Source organism: Colwellia sp. C1TZA3 (assembly GCF_007954265.1).
In the GTDB taxonomy this organism is placed as follows: domain Bacteria; phylum Pseudomonadota; class Gammaproteobacteria; order Enterobacterales; family Alteromonadaceae; genus Cognaticolwellia.
In genome coordinates this window covers 1-18,777 of record NZ_VOLS01000057.1, presented here as the reverse complement: position 1 = coordinate 18,777, position 18,777 = coordinate 1, and the positions used below count along the sequence as shown (strand labels likewise).

16 protein-coding genes are annotated in these 18,777 nt (G+C 42.3%); all 16 read right to left on the bottom strand.

Features of this window, described 5'->3' with window-relative positions; translation table 11 throughout:
- Position 1: 1 nt before the first annotated feature.
- The 16 genes from ESZ39_RS14420 to ESZ39_RS14345 all read right to left on the bottom strand — a co-directional run bounded on the left by ESZ39_RS14420 (position 2) and on the right by ESZ39_RS14345 (position 18,592).
- Positions 2-937: a D-alanine--D-alanine ligase gene (locus tag ESZ39_RS14420; protein ID WP_146880613.1), complete on the bottom strand. Its 936-nt coding sequence runs from the start codon at positions 935-937 to the stop codon at positions 2-4.
- Entirely contained in the window at positions 934-2,334 is a 1,401-nt protein-coding gene (gene murC / locus ESZ39_RS14415) for a UDP-N-acetylmuramate--L-alanine ligase (protein ID WP_223270399.1), read from the bottom strand. Before murC ends, ESZ39_RS14420 begins: the two co-directional genes overlap by 4 nt.
- 83 nt (positions 2,335-2,417) lie before the next feature.
- A complete protein-coding gene (murG, locus tag ESZ39_RS14410) occupies positions 2,418-3,524 on the bottom strand; it encodes an undecaprenyldiphospho-muramoylpentapeptide beta-N-acetylglucosaminyltransferase (RefSeq protein ID WP_146880612.1) in 1,107 nt (368 codons plus the stop codon).
- On the bottom strand, positions 3,517-4,779 hold the full coding sequence (gene ftsW / locus ESZ39_RS14405) for a cell division protein FtsW (RefSeq protein ID WP_146880610.1): 1,263 nt from the start codon (positions 4,777-4,779) through the stop codon (positions 3,517-3,519). Before ftsW ends, murG begins: the two co-directional genes overlap by 8 nt.
- Positions 4,779-6,173, bottom strand: a complete 1,395-nt coding sequence (gene murD / locus ESZ39_RS14400; protein ID WP_223270397.1) for a UDP-N-acetylmuramoyl-L-alanine--D-glutamate ligase — start codon at positions 6,171-6,173, stop codon at positions 4,779-4,781. Before murD ends, ftsW begins: the two co-directional genes overlap by 1 nt.
- Positions 6,174-6,183: 10 nt before the next feature.
- Complete coding sequence (mraY, locus tag ESZ39_RS14395) at positions 6,184-7,266, bottom strand: phospho-N-acetylmuramoyl-pentapeptide-transferase (protein ID WP_146880608.1); 1,083 nt, start codon at positions 7,264-7,266, stop codon at positions 6,184-6,186.
- Positions 7,266-8,666 carry a UDP-N-acetylmuramoyl-tripeptide--D-alanyl-D-alanine ligase gene (locus ESZ39_RS14390; protein WP_146880606.1) on the bottom strand — a complete coding sequence of 467 codons (1,401 nt, stop codon included), beginning with the start codon at positions 8,664-8,666 and terminating at the stop codon, positions 7,266-7,268. Before ESZ39_RS14390 ends, mraY begins: the two co-directional genes overlap by 1 nt.
- Positions 8,663-10,276 carry a UDP-N-acetylmuramoyl-L-alanyl-D-glutamate--2,6-diaminopimelate ligase gene (locus ESZ39_RS14385; protein ID WP_146880604.1) on the bottom strand — a complete coding sequence of 538 codons (1,614 nt, stop codon included), beginning with the start codon at positions 10,274-10,276 and terminating at the stop codon, positions 8,663-8,665. The genes ESZ39_RS14390 and ESZ39_RS14385 overlap by 4 nt, the downstream gene beginning before the upstream one ends.
- Positions 10,269-12,032: a peptidoglycan D,D-transpeptidase FtsI family protein gene (locus ESZ39_RS14380; protein WP_146880603.1), complete on the bottom strand. Its 1,764-nt coding sequence runs from the start codon at positions 12,030-12,032 to the stop codon at positions 10,269-10,271. Before ESZ39_RS14380 ends, ESZ39_RS14385 begins: the two co-directional genes overlap by 8 nt.
- A gap of 15 nt (positions 12,033-12,047) precedes the next feature.
- Positions 12,048-12,362 carry a cell division protein FtsL gene (gene ftsL, locus ESZ39_RS14375; protein WP_146880601.1) on the bottom strand — a complete coding sequence of 105 codons (315 nt, stop codon included), beginning with the start codon at positions 12,360-12,362 and terminating at the stop codon, positions 12,048-12,050.
- 15 nt (positions 12,363-12,377) lie between these two features.
- Positions 12,378-13,319 (bottom strand): 16S rRNA (cytosine(1402)-N(4))-methyltransferase RsmH, encoded by a 942-nt coding sequence (gene rsmH / locus ESZ39_RS14370; protein ID WP_146880599.1) that lies wholly within the window; start codon positions 13,317-13,319, stop codon positions 12,378-12,380.
- A 51-nt stretch (positions 13,320-13,370) separates the two neighbouring features.
- Positions 13,371-13,829, bottom strand: coding sequence for a division/cell wall cluster transcriptional repressor MraZ (mraZ, locus tag ESZ39_RS14365; protein ID WP_146880597.1), 459 nt, complete (start codon positions 13,827-13,829; stop codon positions 13,371-13,373).
- Positions 13,830-14,153: 324 nt separating this feature from the next.
- Positions 14,154-15,254 carry an ABC transporter ATP-binding protein gene (locus tag ESZ39_RS14360; RefSeq protein ID WP_146880596.1) on the bottom strand — a complete coding sequence of 367 codons (1,101 nt, stop codon included), beginning with the start codon at positions 15,252-15,254 and terminating at the stop codon, positions 14,154-14,156.
- On the bottom strand, positions 15,251-16,879 hold the full coding sequence (locus ESZ39_RS14355; protein ID WP_146880595.1) for an ABC transporter permease: 1,629 nt from the start codon (positions 16,877-16,879) through the stop codon (positions 15,251-15,253). Before ESZ39_RS14355 ends, ESZ39_RS14360 begins: the two co-directional genes overlap by 4 nt.
- A gap of 24 nt (positions 16,880-16,903) precedes the next feature.
- Positions 16,904-17,905 (bottom strand): extracellular solute-binding protein, encoded by a 1,002-nt coding sequence (locus ESZ39_RS14350; RefSeq protein ID WP_146880623.1) that lies wholly within the window; start codon positions 17,903-17,905, stop codon positions 16,904-16,906.
- 210 nt (positions 17,906-18,115) lie between these two features.
- A complete protein-coding gene (locus tag ESZ39_RS14345; protein WP_146880593.1) occupies positions 18,116-18,592 on the bottom strand; it encodes a YcxB family protein in 477 nt (158 codons plus the stop codon).
- Positions 18,593-18,777 lie beyond the last annotated feature (185 nt).

Here is an 18,777-nt window from a genome sequence, read left to right as displayed (position 1 = left end):
TTTACAAAGCCTCTTGTGCACTTATAGCGACTATTTTTGTCACTAATTCACTAAAACTTAAGCCATAAACTTTAGCCGCTTTAGGTACTAATGACGTTTCTGTCATACCAGGTACGGTGTTAACTTCCAATATCTGCCATTGATTTTGGCCATTGCGCATAATATCTACGCGGCCCCAACCTTTTGCACCCGTGGCATTAAACGCTTTCAAGGCAATATTTTTCACCTCTGCCTCGTCATCTGCTGATAACGAACACGGACAATGATATTGCGTCGTGCTTGATTTATATTTCGCGTCGTAGTCATAAAAGTCGTGTGGTGTTTCCATATGAATAACTGGCAAGGGCGTTTGTCCCAAAATAGCAACAGTATACTCAGGACCTTGCACCCAAGCTTCTACTAATACTTGCTGGTCGTAGTTAAACGCGGCCATCAGTGCTTGATGTAATTCTTCGGTATTATTTGCCTTTGACATGCCAATACTCGAGCCTTCATTAGCTGGTTTAACCATCACAACATCACCTAGCTGCTGTAAAACCTTTGCCGCGTCACCCGCTTGGTAGTCAGTTTTACTGACAATGGCAAATGCCGGTGTAGGTAAGTTCATTGCTTGAAATACTTGCTTGCTACGGATTTTGTCCATTGATAGTGCAGAGCCAAGGACATCAGAGCCAGTGTAAGGTATATTCATATATTGCAGCGCACCCTGCACGCAACCGTCTTCACCGCCACGACCATGTAAGGCAATAAAAACACGGTCAATATCTAGTGTGGCTAAATCAGTTAAGCAATAGTCTTGGGTGTCAATTAATTGCACATTGAAGCCGGCTGCTGTCAAACCTTTTGCAATCGCTTTACCAGAATTTAGCGACACCGCTCTTTCTGCCGATGTGCCGCCGTATAACACGGCTAATTTTTGCTCTATTAAAGCTTTCATGACTGTGCCACTCTTAATTTTTTATCTGTTGCTAAATTACTAGCAATAGCACCAATATTGCCAGCGCCTTGAGTAATCACCATGTCGTTATCACGTAACTGTGCTGCCATTAATTCGGCTAATTTGTCACTGTCACTGACATAAGTCGGCTCAATTTGGCCACGTTGACGAATACTACGCGCTAAACTTTTACTGTCAGCGTTAGCAATAGCTGCTTCACCTGCGCCATAAACATCCAGTAAAAATAAGCAATCTACCTCTGACAATACTTCGACAAAGTCTTCATAAAGATCACGAGTGCGTGAATAGCGATGGGGTTGAAATACCATTACTAGTCGTTTTTCAGGCCAGCCATTGCGCATTGCCGCTATGGTGGCTTTAACTTCGGTTGGGTGATGACCATAATCATCTATCAACATCATTTCGCCTTGCTCAGTGCGCAAGCTCGGTAATTGTTCAAAGCGTCGACCGATACCAGCAAAATTTTGTAGCGCTTGCTGAATAGCGTTATCTGCAACACCTTCATCAATGGCAACGGCGACACCTGCTAAGGCATTTAAGACATTGTGCTCACCCGGTAAATTAACACTAATGGCTAATGGTACGTGGTCTTTACGCTCAACAACAAATGAGCTGATACCGGCTGATTGTTGATAGTGCGTGGCTCTTACATCAGCATCTTGACAGAAACCATAGGTAATAACTTGGCGACCGATGCGCGGTAATATTTCTCGCACCACTGGATTATCTAAACAAACCACGGCTAAGCCATAAAAAGGTAAATTGTGTAAAAACTCAATATAGGTATCTTTAAGCTTTTCAAAATCACCTTGATAAGTCTCCATATGGTCTTCGTCGATATTGGTGATCACTGAAACCATAGGTTGTAAATGTAAGAATGAGGCATCACTTTCATCAGCTTCTGCAATTAAATAACGGCTGCTGCCTAAGCGCGCATTGGTGCCCGCACTATTAAGTAAACCACCAATCACAAAAGTGGGATCTAAATTTGCCTGAGCAAAAATACTGGCAATTAAACTGGTAGTGGTCGTTTTGCCATGAGTGCCCGCAATGGCAATACCATGGCGAAAACGCATAAGCTCTGCCAACATTTCAGCACGGCGCACCACGGGAATGCGTTGTTGATGCGCGGCAAGCAGCTCTGGATTTTCGGCATTAATTGCGGTTGAAACTACAATAACACTTGCACCGTTTACATTATCTTGGTGATGGCCTAAAGTGATTTTTGCACCTAAAGATCTCAGGCGCTTAACCACTTGGTTTTCACCAATGTCAGAACCCGTAATTTGATAGCCTTCATTTAACAAGACTTCAGCAATACCGCCCATACCCGCGCCGCCAATACCCACAAAATGGATGGTTTTAACCCGGCGCATTTCTGGCACCCGGTTACTCGCACTGTTTAATGCTGTATGGCGTAATTTTGTCGGGCTTTTGCTGGCTGTTGTCATTACTTTACTCACTTTTTTACCACCTCAATACAGGCTGTTGCCACCAGGTTAGTCGCATCAGCATGGGCAGCATTGTGTGCAGCTTTAGACATCTGCTGCACTACTTTATCGGATATAAACAAACTATTAAGCATTTGCCCTAATGTGGTACCGTTAAATTCTTTTTGGACGATTAACTTTGCCGCGCCACAATTAACCAAATACATGGCGTTTTTAGTTTGGTGATCATCAACCGCGTGCGGCAAGGGCACAAATATAGCCGGCTTTGCTGCCATCGCTAGTTCAGAGACGGTTAGTGCGCCAGCTCGGCAAATAACTACGTCAGCCCATTTATAGGCGGCTGCCATATCATCAATAAACTCTGTCACCTTAACCTTTTCTTCTGGAAGGCCATAATCTTGATAACTTTTTAACACTAACTGCTCATTGCCGCCGCCTGTTTGGTGCCAAACATCAATACTTTGTACTTTGATTTGCTTCATCGCTTGTGGCACAACATCATTGAGTATTTTCGCGCCTAAACTACCGCCAACAACCAGTACTTTTTTACTGGTTGCCGGTTTTTCCGGCATCACGTTTTCAATGGCGATAATATCGCTACGTAATGGGTTGCCCACCACCTTTGAGGTTACTCGCTCGCTAAATGCGCCCGGAAACGCGCTTAACGTTGTAGTCGCTAGGTACGAAAGAAAACGATTACTCATACCAGCAACAGCATTTTGTTCATGTAATACCAGCGGAATGCCCAATAACCATGCAGCGACACCACCCGGTGCGCTGGCATAGCCGCCCATACCTAAAACCACATCTGGCTTAACCTTGCGCAGTATTTGCACTGACTGCAGTACAGATTGCAAAATTTTAAACGGTGTTTTCAACCACGTTTGCCAGTTTTTGTTACGCACGCCAGTCATATTAATAAATGAAATGGGAAAGCCATTTTTTGGTACCAACTCTGCTTCCATACGCTTAGCAGTGCCAAGCCAGTGTATGTTCCAGCCTTGTTTTACTAAGGCTTGTGCAACAGCAATACCTGGAAATATATGTCCTCCGGTGCCACCTGCCATCACTAGCAGTGTTGGGCGCTTTACTTCATGACTTGTTTTTTCAGTCATTTTCGCTCTCAATAAGTTTTGTTTTATGCACTTTACTTGGTTTCTTTTTAGTGTCTTTATGATGACCAGTCGTGCGACTAGTCGCTTGAATATTTTGTAAGCGAATTTCGTGGTCGATGCGGATCAAAATCACCACAGCAAGGGTCATAATAACCATGGAACTGCCACCATAGCTAATCAACGGCATCGTCAAGCCTTTAGTAGGCACTACGCCGGCACTCGCGCCGATATTAACCGCTGCTTGAAAGCAAAACCAAATACCAATGGCGTAAGCAAAAAAACCTTCAAAGTACTTTTCTTGATTAACCGCTTTTCTACCTAGCAATAAAGCTTTAAAAACCAGTGTCATACTCAACAGTAAAATAACACTAATACCGATAAAACCAAACTCTTCTGCTAGCACAGCCATAACAAAATCGGTATGTGCCTCAGGCAAGTATTCTAATTTTTGTACGCTGTTACCTAGCCCTTGACCAAAAGTTTCTCCACGGCCATAAGCCATTAGCGATTGTGTTAACTGATAACCACTACCAAAGGGGTTTTTCCATGGGTCAAGAAAGCCAGTTACCCGCGCCCAACGATAAGGCGAAAAATAAGCTAACATTGTCAATAAAGTGATACCGGCAGCTGAAATAGCAATAAATTGCCATAACTTTGCACCGGCTAAAAATAACAAACCAAACGTGGTAACAAACATCACAATAATGGTGCCTAAATCAGGCTGCATTAATAACAAAGCACTCAATAGGCTAAAAACCATTAACGGCTTGGCAAAGCCTTTAATACTTGCCATAACTTCATTATGTCGCCTAACTAAATAAGCAGACAAATAACAAAAGAAAAACAATTTAGCGGGCTCTGCGGCTTGTATCGTTATCGGTCCAAGGCTGAGCCAACGAGTGGCACCATTAACATTTCGACCAACGATTAAAACAGTCACCAATAGAGTAATAGCCACTAGCAGTAAGTTACTGCTGTATTGATGCCAACGATGCATCGGTATTTGCAAGGTAAAGGCGGCAATGACTAGGCTGAGTATGATATAAATCATATGGCGGATAATAAAATGAAACGGGTCGGCGAATAAGCGTTCAGCAATCGGCATTGATGAACTTGCTACCATGATTAAACCGATGATATACATACTAAACGCAAGCATTATATAACTACGGTCAAAGGTTGCCACCGGTCTTGTTTCAGCTTGCAACCATGTTGGTAAGGCCCACTCTGACAAATTAGCAAAAGATATCGACATTACCTTTGCTCCTGTTGCGTTAACACTGACTTAATAAAGACCACGCCACGTTCAACATAGTTAGCAAACATATCTAAACTGGCACAGGCGGGGGATAATAAAACCATATCGCCAGCCTTTGCTTGTGTTCTGGCCAGTGCTACGGCAGCGACTAGTGAATCAACGTGTGAGGTTTTATCCGCTTGATTTAATAATCGTAAGGCCGCAATAGCGCGCCCGTCTTTGCCTAGCGTGATCAAATAATCGACATGCTGGGTTAATGCTTGCGTCAGCGGAGAAAAATCAGCACCTTTGCCATCACCGCCGGCAATTAGAATCAGTTTATTAGCGTGCAAAGTGGGCGCTAATCCTTCAATGGCCGCCAATGTTGCGCCAACATTGGTGGCTTTTGAGTCATTGATCCAACGAATACCATCGTTTGTCTCAATCACTTCACAGCGATGTGCTAGCCCTTTAAAGGTCATTAAACTTGCCAACATTGCCTTTAAATCCCAACCTGCACATTTTCCTAACGCCAGCACAGCTAAATAATTTAAAGCATTATGAATGCCTTGTAATGGCAATTCAGCCAGAGTACATAATCGCTGTTCACCTAACATTAAGTGGCTTATACCTTGGTGCTCTGCGAGACCAAAGTTATTGTTTTGTGCGGGTTCGCTACCAAAACTCAACTGCTGACTGTTGGCATAACAATCATTAGGTCTTGTAGCCTTATCGTCACGATTATAAAGCGCATAACTACAGTTTTTATAGATGCTTTGTTTTATTGCGCCATAATGTTCAAGGGTTTTGTGACGATCTAAATGATCATCACTTAAGTTCAACACGGTTGCGGCCAGTGCCTGCATACTTTTTATGGTTTCAAGCTGAAAACTTGATAGCTCTAAAACAATAAAGTCAGCGGCTTCTTGCTCAATTTGATCCAATACCGGCAAACCAATATTGCCGCCCAACTGCACACGGTAACCTAAGCTGTTACCGACATAATTTAACATTGAAACCACGGTAGATTTACCATTGGAGCCAGTAACCGCTAATATGGGTGTATCACTTAATCGGCAAAACAGTTCGACATCACCAATAACATCGCAATTATCGGCAATGGCAGCATGAATAACGGACTCAGCCATATTAATGCCTGGGCTAACAATCAAAATTTCTGCCTGGGCTATTAATGTTTGATCCCAATGGCCAAGCACTAGAGTATTATCAGCAAATTGATGTTTAAAATCACCCGGAGAAATAGGCATTGCTCGGCTATCGTTGACGGCAAAAGAAATCTGATGACGATGTAAAAATCGCGCGCACGACAACCCCGTGATGCCAATACCTAAAATCACGATTCGCTTATTCGCTAATTGCGTCGCTACCGACTGTTGCAATTGTCTCTTCACGCGTCTATTTTTACCTTAATTTCAAGGTTGCTAATCCAACCAATACCAAGACTAAAGAAATTATCCAAAAGCGCACAATCACTCTTGGCTCGGGCCAACCTTTTAACTCGTAGTGATGATGAATTGGCGCCATACGAAAAATTCGTTGCCCGCGCAACTTGTAAGAGCCAACCTGTAAAATAACTGACAGGGTTTCAATAACAAAAACGCCCCCCATAATAAATAACACCAACTCTTGCCTAACAAGCACAGCAATAACACCTAACGCAGCACCTAAAGCCAGTGAGCCAACATCGCCCATAAAAACTTGCGCAGGGTAAGTGTTAAACCATAAAAAGCCTAATCCGGCGCCAACAATAGCGGTACAAACCACCACAAGTTCACTCGCCAAGGCAATGTGTGGAATATGTAAATACTCAGAAAAATTGGCATTGCCGGTCATATAAGCAAATATCGCAAACGCACCCGCTACCATAATGGTTGGCACAATCGCTAGGCCATCAAGACCATCGGTTAAGTTAACGGCATTACTGGTGCCGACAATAACAAAATAGACTAAGCCGATATAGAGTAAACCTAACTGCGGTAACACATCTTTAACAAATGGAATTAATAGCGTGGTTTCTTCAGGGCTTTGGGCAAATTGATATAAAAATATTGCCGTTGCTAAGCCAATAACGGTTTGCCAAAAATACTTCCAACGGGCAATTAAACCATTAGAGTCTTTACGAATAACTTTTCGGTAATCGTCAACAAAACCGATTAAGCCAAAGCTGACTAAAACAAACAACACCACCCAAACATAGGTATTAGTTAAATCAGCCCACAATAAAACGCTGACCACAATTGACGCTAATATTAATAGCCCACCCATGGTGGGCGTACCCGATTTGACTAAATGACTTTCTGGACCATCGTCACGAATAGTTTGGCCAATCTGCATATTTTGCAGAGCGCGGATCAATTTAGGGCCAAAATATAACGAGATAATCAACGCGGTCAGCGTTGATATAATGGCTCTAAATGTTAAATAAGAAAAAACATTAAAGAATGAATAATACGGGGTGAGATACTCACCTAACCAAAGTAACATTATGCCTGCTCCTGCATAGTCTGACTGTTATGCCATTTAATAATACCAGCCACTACGTCTTCCATATGAGCACTGCGCGAACCTTTAACTAATAGTGTCACTTGCTGTTCTTCACCTTGAAGTAACTGCTGTAAACGTGACATGAGTTTTTCTTTACTACTAAAATGTTGAGCCTGATTATTGCGCCCTTGATAAAAGGCGTCAGAGGCATTTTGACTTAATACGCCCAAGGTCAACAAATCATCAATCCCTTTACTTTTTGCATGTTCGCCAACCTCTTGGTGGTAGCGACGTGCTTCACCACCTAATTCACCCATGTCACCAAGAATAAGCACCCTACGCCCTGGGTAGCTCGCCAATAAATCTGACGCGGCATTGATTGATTCAACATTGGCGTTATAGCTATCATCGATTAACTTAATTTTGCTACTCAATTGATGGAGATTCAAACGCCCTTTTACCTGGGCCATAGCGGCTAAACCCAAGCGAACATCATCTAAGCTAGCACCAAACTCTAACGCTACTGTTGCAGCCGCAACCGCATTGCAGACGTTATGATGGCCTGGCACAGTGAGTTCAATATAAGTATTGCCGATCGGCGTTATTAACTTGAAACTGGCACAGCCATTGTCATCTAAGGTTTCTTCATAGCTATAACAATCTGCGCTGCCTTGACAGGAAAAGCGCCGCACTTGTTTGTCAGTTAAGCGCCATTGCCATTTGTCAGCCCACGGGGTGTCTTGATTATAAATCGCAACACCACCGGCGTTTAAGCCAGAGAAAATTTCACCTTTGGCACGGGCAACACCACATAAATCGCCAAAGCCTTCTAAATGGGCCGCAGCGATATTATTAATCATCGCAACATCTGGCTTAACCAGCGCAGCAGTATAAGCAATTTCACCAATATGATTGGCGCCTAATTCCACCACGGCAAAGTCATGTTGTTGTTCTAGTCGTAATAACGTCAACGGCACACCAATGTCGTTATTAAAATTTCCTTTGGTGGCCAAGACATTACCTAAGCGATTTAAAATCGCCGCCACCATCTCTTTTACTGTGGTTTTGCCACTACTGCCAGTAATCGCAACAGTTTTTGGCGCCACTTCGGCTTTGACATAAGCCGCAATGTCGCCTAATGCTTGATGGGTATCTTTAACCACTATTTGCGCAATGTTAAGCGGGTCTTGAGCTTGCTGGACAATAACAGCGCTACAGCCAAGTTCACTGGCTTGGGTTAAAAATTTGTGACCATCAAAGTTTGGTCCTTGCAAGGCTAAGAAAACATCACCTGCTTTTAATGCTCGACTGTCAGTACTAATAGCACTTATAGTTAAGTTTTCACCTAATAGTTCGCCGTTAATAGCTTGTGCCAATTCGGTTAGGGTTAACGAGATCATACCGTTACTTCTTTTTCTGCTGAGTAAAATGCTTGTACTACTGCGCGTTCATCATAATGGCGTTTTTCATTACCAAAAATAATGTAGTCTTCGTGGCCTTTACCGGCACAAAGCACGACATCATTAGCACCGGCTTGTGTTAATGCCATTAAAACGGCCGTTTTTCTGTCTAATATTTTTTCAAAGCGAGCAGTTTTTCCTAGGCCAGCAATAATATCAGCGGCAATAGCATCAGGGTCTTCGCTGCGGGGATTATCGTTGGTAATGATGATGTGATCGGCTTTACTTTCTGCCACCTTCGCCATCAATGCCCGCTTACCGATATCACGATCACCACCACAGCCAAACACTAGCCATAACTTGCCATGACAATGTAAGCGACAAGCATCTAACGCGCTAGCCAATGCATCGGGGGTGTGAGCATAGTCGACAACAGTAGTCGGCTTACCAGCAGAGGAAAAGGCTTCCATACGGCCGATAATTGGCACCAGTTGGCTAATCGCGCTAGCAATAATTGTTAGGGCTATATCTTCGACCATCAACACAGCAATCGCCGCTAAAAGGTTTTCAACATTAAAGTCACCTAACAACTGACTACGAATTTCAGCTTGGCCTTGCTCAGTGCTGAGCGTAAAGCTCACACCGTTAGTGTGATGTTCAACATTAAGTGCTTGAGCAAAGCGCGTAAAATCAGCAATGTTTTTACCTCGACCATAAACCACCACCGGCTGTAATCTTGGCCACTGTGCTAACCAGCTTTGCGCTTGTCGGTCATCGCCATTAATAATCGCAATTTGCTTATCATCACCAGTAAATATTGCTCGCTTCGCCGCGGCATATTCGGTCATGGTTTGATGATAATCTAAATGATCACGGCTTAAATTAGTAAAAACTGCGGTATTAAATAAGCTTGCAGTAACGCGTTTTTGCGCTAAGGCGTGCGATGATACTTCCATTGCTACATCGGTAATTTTTTCTTCAGCAAATAACGCCAGCAGTTGATGCAACTCTGTCGCACCAGGCGTAGTGTTTTCAATCGCTTGCAAGTGCGCAAGTTTGCCCGCGCCATTGGTACCAATAACCGCACAATTTTTCTGACAAGTATCTAATAAGTTAGCAATAATTTGACTGGTGCTGGTTTTGCCATTAGTGCCAGTAATACCAATGACATTAAAATATTGCTGGGGCGCGTTATAAAACGCTTTGGCCAGCTCAAATAACTCATGATTAAGTTGAAAATAACTTAATACCGGTATCGCATTACCTGATGCCTGTTGACACCAAGTGAGTTGACCATGTTTTGATGACTCTGTAGTTTCTTGCACTACCATCACACAATTCGCGGCAAGCGCCTGAGCAATATATTCGCGACCATCGCGTAAGCTGCCAATAACTGCACAAAATACATCACCGGCAAGGAGTGCTCGTGTGTCGTTAACTAAATTAGCCTTAGTCGCACTAGCTTGCTGACTAAAGCGCGCTTTAAGTTGCGTTAAATCACGTGTTGTTAGCGACATTTCACCCAAACTTAATACTGCCTCGATAGCAGCAAAGTTTTGAGCAATAAAGTTTCTTGCTTGAGTAGCAACGTCTAAAGCGTGATCAGACATGGTCACGCTCCTTGGATGAACTTTTCACTTTTTGCTCTGTTTGCGCAGAAGATACTCGGCTGTTGTCATCAGGCGGCACGTTAAGTAGTCGTAACGTGCCCTTCATAATTCGGGAAAAGACTGGCGCAGCCACTTCGCCGCCATGATATAGATCACCACCTGGGTCATCAATCACCACGACCACGGCAATTTCGGGATCTGAAATCGGTGCTATACCGGCAAACAAGCCGACATAGTCATCACCATAACCACCAGCAAACGCTTTAATCGCCGTACCACTTTTACCGCCAACACGGTAACCATCTACTTTTGCGACGGTGTAATGTTGATTAACCACGTTTTCCAGTAACTCGACAACATTTTGACTATTCTCAGCAGAAAAAATACGTTCACGTTTTTGCTGCGCTAGTGATGCTGCGTCTTGTTTTAAAATCGTTAAGGGCATTTTAACGCCACCATTAGCTAGAGTGGTGTAAAAACGCGCCAATTGAATAGGCGTAATGGCTACGCCGTGACCCCAAGATAATGTCGCTAATTCAAATTTTGACCAACGTGGTCTATCGTGCATCATGCCTGAACTTTCACCAACCAAGCCAGTGCCTGTCTCTTCAGAGAATCCTGCATCAAAAAATTTATCAATAAGATAGTTTTTTGGTACGGATAACGCCAACTTGGTGGTCCCGACATTAGAGGAGTGTACTAATAGTTCTGATAGGGTAATTTTACCAAGATAACGTGCATCAGAAACACGACTGCCACCTAAACGCATCCAGCCAGGAGAAGTGTCAATAATACTGTCTTTTTTTATACTGCCAAATTCCAAAGCCGTTAATACCGTTAAAGGCTTCATAGTAGAGCCCGGCTCGTAAATATCGGTAATAGCACGGTTACGAAAACGATGAATCGCGACACCCGAGCGATTATTTGGGTTATATGACGGGCTGTTCACTAAGGCCAAGACTTCACCGGTATTGACATTGGTAACCACAGCTGAGCCTGAGGTCGCTTTAAACGCTTTAACTGCGCCCTTTAATTCACGATAAGCCAGTGCTTGAATACGTTGATCGATACTCAAGGTAATATTTTCTGGTGGCGTGGCTGCTTTAACCGACAATATTTCTATTTTTCGACCTTTGGCGTCTTTACGATATTTTTTCTCGCCATTTTCGCCAGTCAGCAGTTGATCATAAACGTGTTCAACCCCTTCAATGCCTTTATCATCAACATTAGTGAAACCAACAAGATGGGCGCTTATTTCACCTGCAGGATAAAAGCGTTTAGATTCTTTACGCAAATAAATACCAGGAATTTTCAATTCTTGAATATAACCGGCCATAGCGGGAGCAACTTTACGTTCAATATAAACAAAGCGTTTACTTGGGTTTTCAGTCACTCTCGCTTTTAATTCACTAACGTCTTGGCCCAGCACATCAGCCAAAGCCTGCCAATGTTTTGTCATCGATAGGGCATTAGAATCAAAAATAATTTTAGGATCAGCCCAAACCGTTTCTACTGGCACACTAATAGCTAATTCATGGCCATTACGGTCAACAATCGAGCCCCGTTGCACGGTTTTAGTATTGGTGCGCAATGAACGATTGTCACCCTGTTTTTTCAACATGTCAGGTTCAAACACTTGAATATAAGCTGTACGGGCCATCAAGCCGGCATAAATCAGCACAACAGCAGCTAGCACAACGTAAAAACGCCATGCTACTGTGTTTGGATTAAGTTGTGCTGGTTTTTTCATTGCCATACCCGTGGTAATAAATCATGGTAATATAATAATAATTTCCGAGCTTGCATCTGGCCTTGTCATATTAAGTTGCTTTGCTGCACTGCTTTCTATCGCGCTATGTTCGGCTAGGCTATTTTGTTCTAGTAATAGGTTGCGCCATTCAATTTCCAACGCGTCACGCTCAGTTAATAAAACTTCAATTTTACTGGTTGTTTGTCGATTTAAGTGGGTAAAATAAACAACTGAAAACGCTGATATTAATACCAACAGCAGCACGCCATAAATAGCTAAATGGCGTTGAATGTCATGCCAAATATCATGGATTAACACCACTTTTTTGGTTGCCATGCTAGCGCACCATGGTTAGCGCGCCAGTCTCTGTGCAACCCTTAGTACTGAGCTGCGAGAGCGAACATTTTCTTCCACTTCATCTTTGCTTGGCTTTAACCTGCGGCCAATTAGGCTCAAGTTTTTACCTTTATTCAATTCTTCTTCGCTGATGGGCAAACCCCGTGGTACTTTTTTACCTTGCGAATGTTTTTTCATAAACTGCTTCACTAACCGGTCTTCGAGTGAGTGAAAACTAATCACCACCAAACGACCATCGGTGGCCAATACTGACAAAGACGCGGACAACACTTTTTCGATTTGCTCTAATTCACTATTAATATAAATGCGAATCGCTTGAAAACTGCGTGTAGCAGGATGCTTTTTCATTTCTCTTTGTGGCGCGGTTTTCTTAATTAACTGCGCTAATTGCCCGGTACGTATCAGTGGCGTTTCTTCACGTTCGTCAACAATAGCATTAGCAATTCGCCAAGCATGTTTTTCTTCGCCAAAGGTTCGTAGCACCCAAGTAATATCTTCAACGTCGGCTACCGCTATCCACTCAGCGGCTGTTTGACCACGTGTGATATCCATTCGCATATCGAGTGGACCGTCTTTCATAAAGCTAAAACCACGTTCTGCTTCATCGAGTTGCGGCGATGACACGCCAAGATCAAGTAAAATCCCATCTATTTTTTCAGTTAATTGATGCTTTTCAACAATCATCTGTAAGTCAGCAAAACCGTGATGTTCGATAATAAAACGCTTATCGTCAGCATACTTTTCTGCTGCTGCTATCGCGGTTAGATCTCTGTCTATCGCGATCAGGCGCCCGTTGGGGCCCAAATTATCAAGAATTAAACCTGAATGCCCGCCACGACCGAAAGTACAGTCGATATAAGTACCCTCTGGTTTTATCGCCAATCCAGAGATTGACTCGGCCAGCAGAACTGAAATATGTGCATTATCATGTTGCATTATAAATTTATCAACGCCATCTAGTTATCATTATTTTCATCGAACGATTTATCATAAAGATAAATCAAGTAATCGGTCAGTGAGCTCTATTTCACCTGACTGAATTTGTGCAATGCCGTGCTGCATTTGGTGTTGCCAAGCGCTATCATTCCAGATTTCAAACTTTCTCAACTGACCTACCAACATCAAGTTTTTTTTCAAGCCTGCATGTTGGCGCAGTGGACCATGAATTAATAAACGGCCACTTTTATCGATTTCGCAATCTGAGGCATTACCTAATAACACTTGTTGTAATAAACGCTCTTGTGGATTCATACTCGACAATTCACAAAGCTTTAATTCTATTTCTTCCCATTCGGGTAGTGGATATAACAATAAACATGGATGTTGAATATCTACAGTACAGACCATTTTTCCTTGGCAATCAGCAAATAGCTCCTCACGGTACCGCGTCGGTATCGTGATCCTATTTTTGCTGTCGAGTGTTATTGCACTAGTGCCTCTGAACATAATCTACTTTGTTATCCACTTTATGTTTTGGGATATAATTTTGGCATCAACTGCGATCCACTTATTTCCACTTTTCACCACATTGTTACAGTTTAGTGAGTAAAGTAAACTTATGTCAAGCAAAGTTTTTCTAAATTGATCACGCTGAGTGCCTGTTAAATAAAGGCTTTGAGGGAAGTGAATGAAATTGGGGGCTTTTGTGGATCTGACACCCAATTTAGACAGAAAATTAATTTTTTGTCATTTAAAAAGTCATTTTAGTGTCAAAAATTAGCGACAGTGACAATAAATTCATCCTGTTTCGACTGGCAAAAATTTGCAGATTCAAGTCGAGCGAGTATATAAGTTAAAATGTTCACCCTTTAACTTTATCGCTAACTTATCACCTAAGGCGAACAGCTCTTGACTGTAAAAGCTCAGATGTGAAAAGGCTAATGCACTGTTTTGCTCAATACTACTGAGTAAATAGTGATAGCCTTGCTCAGTTACGCCGATATGTTCAACGAGGACATTACAAACCTGTTGCTGACATAAGTCGATATTATTAGGCTTAACCAATAATTGGTAATTAACTGTCGAGTCATGCTTGTTGTCTACTAAGACATTAGCGATAGCACTGGCCGCTAATTGGCCAATGGAGCTTGTCACTTGTGTGTGATTTACCCCCGCGACTAATGCCACCGGCAGCCAACTACCGAGTTGTAGGAAATCAGCTACTTGCCAACTATTAGGCTGCTGACACACATTGGCAGGAGAGCCAATTTGTAACACCTGACCTTGGTGCATAACGGCAATTTTATCCGCAAAGGTGAATACCTCATCTTTATTATGAGTAACAAAAATAGCGGTCATACCCAAACGTTTTAATAACTGTCTGATCTCAATCATTAACTCATTACGTAGTCTGGCATCAATATTTGAAAAAGGTTCATCTAGTAATAATAAACTAGGCTGTGGAGCTAACGCCCGAGCGATAGCAACTCGTTGCTGCTGCCCGCCAGATAATTGATGTGGGTAACGTTGCCCAAACTCAGTTAATTCAAGTAAGGTCAATAATTCTTCACAACGTTTTTTTTGCTCTGTTTTAGTTAGTTTTTTCAAACCAAAACAAATGTTTTCATTAACACTAAGGTGAGGGAACAAAGCATAATCTTGAAATATCATCCCGATATTACGTTGTTCTGCTGGCAACATATCGGCAGTACTGATTTTTATTTGCTGCTGGTTACTGGTGTTAATTTCGATGGTGCCTGCACTTTGTTCGACAAAGCCTGCTAAGGTATTTAGTAAGGTTGTTTTGCCGCAACCGCTAGGACCAACAAGTCCTAATATTTCACCTTTAGCTAACGATAAGTCAACTTGTGTTAAAATGACTTTTGCTTGTAATTCAACCGCTAAATTTTCAATATGGATAAGGGGCTTCACGGGTTGTCCTTCTGGCGGTTAAGAATAATAATCGGCAATAAACCAAACAAAACAATTAAAATAGCGCCTAACGCGCCCTGCTCTAAGCGTTCATCTGAAATAAGCTGATATATCTGCGTACTCAAGGTTTCAAAGTTAAACGGTCGCAATAATAGTACCGCCGGTAACTCTTTCATAGCTTCAACAAAAACTAACAACCAAGCAACCAGAATAGATGATTTTAATAACGGCAGATGGACACGAAAAATTGCCGGCAAGGTTTTTACGCCTAAACTGGCTGGTGCTAAATCAAGGGATTTCGGAATTTGGCTAATACCCGCGTTAATGGTGCCATTAGCGATGGCTGAAAACCTGACTATATAAGCAAAGACAATAGCAAAAACAGTGCCTGACAGTATTAAGCCCGGCGCGGTAAAACCTAAAGCCTTGGCGACATCGTTAATAACATGATCTAATGGACCAAAAGTCGCTAGCATGGCCATAGCAAGTACAGTACCTGGAATAGCATAACCAAAGCCAGAAATTTGCACTGGGATCATGCGGCTGCGACTTTGATGTAAACGTTGAAATAAAGCCAGTATTAAGGCAATTACTGTCGCAATGGTCGCGGTGTAAATTGCAATTTCAATACTGTTTTTTCCGGTAGCAATTAACGCAATAAATTGTGGGTAATCAGCATAATTTATTACCATCACCAGCAATAAAATAACCGGTAATAAAAAACCAGCAAAGACTAAAAACCAACAAAATATACTGCCAATGATTTGCTGAGCAATACTAAGCTGCTTGCGCTGATGTTGGGTATTTGGCCGGCTCGATTGATGTCGCTGCCCGGCTCTGGCTCGTTGCTCTGCGATGACAATAAATAAAATAAACAACATCAATACACTGGCTAAGGCGTTAGCGGCAGCAAAATCGCTGTAGCCGAGCCAAGTGTCATAAATAGCCGTGGTTAAAGTACTGACCGCAAAGTATTGTACGGTGGCAAAGTCGGCTAATGTTTCCATGGTGACTAGCGCTAATGACACGGCAATAGCCGGGCGAGCTAAAGGTAAGGTCATCTGATAAAAACTTTGCCGCTCGGTACAGCCCAATAACCGACTTGCTCTTAGCAGATTACGGTCTTGTTGCTCAAAAGCAGTACGTGTCAACATGTAAACATATGGAAACATCACCAAGGCAATAACCACCGCTGCACCGCCTATGGTTCTAATATCAAAAAAGTAATAATCATTGGGTGACTGCCAATCAAACCATGCGCGTAATAAACGTTGCACTGGGCCGGCATAATCAAATAAATCAGTATATAGATAAGCCACCAGATAGGCAGGCATAGCGAGAGGCAACATCAGCAACCATCTTAATTGCTTGCCCATAACAATATTAGTTTGGCTAATAAGAGCGGCGGCTGGCACACCAAAGCAGAATGAGAGCAAGGCCACCAATACGCCAAGCACGAGGGTATTACGGATATATTCAGGTAATACCGTCGCCCATAAGTGGCTAAAAAGATCGCTAGACGCATTGATGCTGCCCAATAACATCACCACAATGGGCGACATTAAGGCTAAGGCAAAAAACCAGCTGAAAAATTTCCAACTGGTATTTTTATTACCGGCGAGCATGAGACGAGAACTTAATGGTAAGCGCTATAGATCAAATTTTGCTTTATCCAACAAAATCAAAGCAGCTTTACGGTGTTTAGCGATAGTTTCTAACGATAAATCATCGGCTTTAAATTGCCCCCAAGCAGCAACTAATTTAGAAGGCTTTACCCCTGGGCGAACAGGATATTCCATGTTGGTTTCCGCATACATTTTTTGCGCCGGTGCTGAGACTAAAAAGTTCATTAATGCCAAGGCATTGACTTTATTAGGTGCGTATTTTGCCATCGCCATACCAGAGATATTGACATGAGCACCACGATTATTTTGATTCGGGAAGTTAATATAAACTGCGTCAGCCCAAAGCTTTTGCTTTTCATCTTTGAGCATATTGCCAAAATAATAACTATTACCTAACGAGATGTCACATAGGTTTTGGTGAATAGCTTGCACTTGTGCACGATCACTGCCTTGTGGTTTACGCGCTAAGTTAGCTTTCACTTTTTGCAACCAGGTTAGCGTATCTGCTTTACCGTGTTCTGCGATCATCGAAGCTACTAAAGCGACATTGTAAGGATGCTTACCACTGCGTGTACAAATTCTGCCTTGGTATTTTTCATCAGCAAGATCTTCATAATTGAAGTCAATTTTACCTAATCTTTTTGCTGAGTAAATATTTCGCACCCGTGTCGTTAACGCATACCAAGTATCATCCGCGGCTTTAAATTGCGCAGGGATTGCCACACTGAGTTCAGTAGATTGAGCCGGTTGTAATAAGCCTTTAGCCTTTAATTCAATTAAACGGCTAATATCTGTGGTTAATAAGATATCTGCCGGACTGTATTCACCTTCACGAGTTAAGCGCTCGGCCATACCTTTTTTGGCAAAAACTACATTAACTTTAATACCACTTGCTTTAGTGAATTCATTAAATAAAGGTTCAACCAGAAACGGTTGACGGTAAGAGTAAACATTAACCTCGTCAGTTGCTGCCACATTAAGACTTGCACCTAAAAGTGCAATTAATACCAAAGGAGAAAACCAGATTTTATTCAACGTGAAACCCGCCTAAATAATCAAAAAATTGATGAATTTATATTTTCCGTCAGACTAATGAAGATACTGAGCACTGTCAAGGTTTTTGAGAATTATTCTCATTCAGCTTTTATACGATTTTACTCAGTTTTGACTAAATTGTTATTAAACTAAAAAGGTCAAAAATGCTTAAAAAAACTAACAAGCATGACCTATAAGCTATCAGCTAATTTTAGCCTGCAAAAAAGCTTTAGCCGACTCATCAAGGCAACGGTTAGAAACATAGTGTCTAAATGAATGATGAGTGATCAGCCAACCATTATCTGTGGCTGTTATTCGTTCTATATCGCTAAACTTCATGCGATTATCGTTATAAAATGACGATATATGTACACTGTCTGCGTTGATTTGTAAGCTTACCTCAGCTTTCGCCACTTTACTTAACATCTGCCGTGCAACCCACCAGGCTTTTTTATAGCGACTGCTGACAATCTCTAATAAGCCTAAAGAGAAAATAAACCACGCGGGATACGGATTAAGTTCAGAAAACATCACTAACCCTGCGCCTATCACTAGCAAAAATGCGCCCTTACGATATAGCGCAGCAAACGTTGGCACGGCTACCGATTCATCATAGCATTCACTAAAGTGAGATTTGTCTAATATAAATGTTGTTTGGTAATTAAAGGCTTGAGTCATAGTGCCGTTATATTTGGTGAAGATATCTGCATTTTACCTATATTTCGGTATTATACCAGTTCCATTAAGTTTGTGATCTTGTTGTGCGCAGGAAAAATAACTCAAGGTAAGGCGCTCGATTGAGCAATAGCTGGCTATTGGGATTGAGAGCAACACAGCCTTGAGCTATTTTAACTAGTACAAGT

Excerpts from the sequence above, each read along its gene's own strand:
- ESZ39_RS14420 (WP_146880613.1), bottom strand. The coding sequence starts at position 937 with ATGAAAGCTTTAATAGAGCAAAAATTAGCCGTGTTATACGGCGGCACA.
- murC (WP_223270399.1), bottom strand. The coding sequence starts at position 2,334 with ATGCGCCGGGTTAAAACCATCCATTTTGTGGGTATTGGCGGCGCGGGT.
- murG (WP_146880612.1), bottom strand. The coding sequence starts at position 3,524 with ATGACTGAAAAAACAAGTCATGAAGTAAAGCGCCCAACACTGCTAGTG.
- ftsW (WP_146880610.1), bottom strand. The coding sequence starts at position 4,779 with ATGTCGATATCTTTTGCTAATTTGTCAGAGTGGGCCTTACCAACATGG.
- mraY (WP_146880608.1), bottom strand. The coding sequence starts at position 7,266 with ATGTTACTTTGGTTAGGTGAGTATCTCACCCCGTATTATTCATTCTTT.
- ESZ39_RS14390 (WP_146880606.1), bottom strand. The coding sequence starts at position 8,666 with ATGATCTCGTTAACCCTAACCGAATTGGCACAAGCTATTAACGGCGAA.
- ESZ39_RS14385 (WP_146880604.1), bottom strand. The coding sequence starts at position 10,276 with ATGTCTGATCACGCTTTAGACGTTGCTACTCAAGCAAGAAACTTTATT.
- ESZ39_RS14380 (WP_146880603.1), bottom strand. The coding sequence starts at position 12,032 with ATGGCAATGAAAAAACCAGCACAACTTAATCCAAACACAGTAGCATGG.
- ftsL (WP_146880601.1), bottom strand. The coding sequence starts at position 12,362 with ATGGCAACCAAAAAAGTGGTGTTAATCCATGATATTTGGCATGACATT.
- rsmH (WP_146880599.1), bottom strand. The coding sequence starts at position 13,319 with ATGCAACATGATAATGCACATATTTCAGTTCTGCTGGCCGAGTCAATC.
- mraZ (WP_146880597.1), bottom strand. The coding sequence starts at position 13,829 with ATGTTCAGAGGCACTAGTGCAATAACACTCGACAGCAAAAATAGGATC.
- ESZ39_RS14355 (WP_146880595.1), bottom strand. The coding sequence starts at position 16,879 with ATGCTCGCCGGTAATAAAAATACCAGTTGGAAATTTTTCAGCTGGTTT.
- ESZ39_RS14345 (WP_146880593.1), bottom strand. The coding sequence starts at position 18,592 with ATGACTCAAGCCTTTAATTACCAAACAACATTTATATTAGACAAATCT.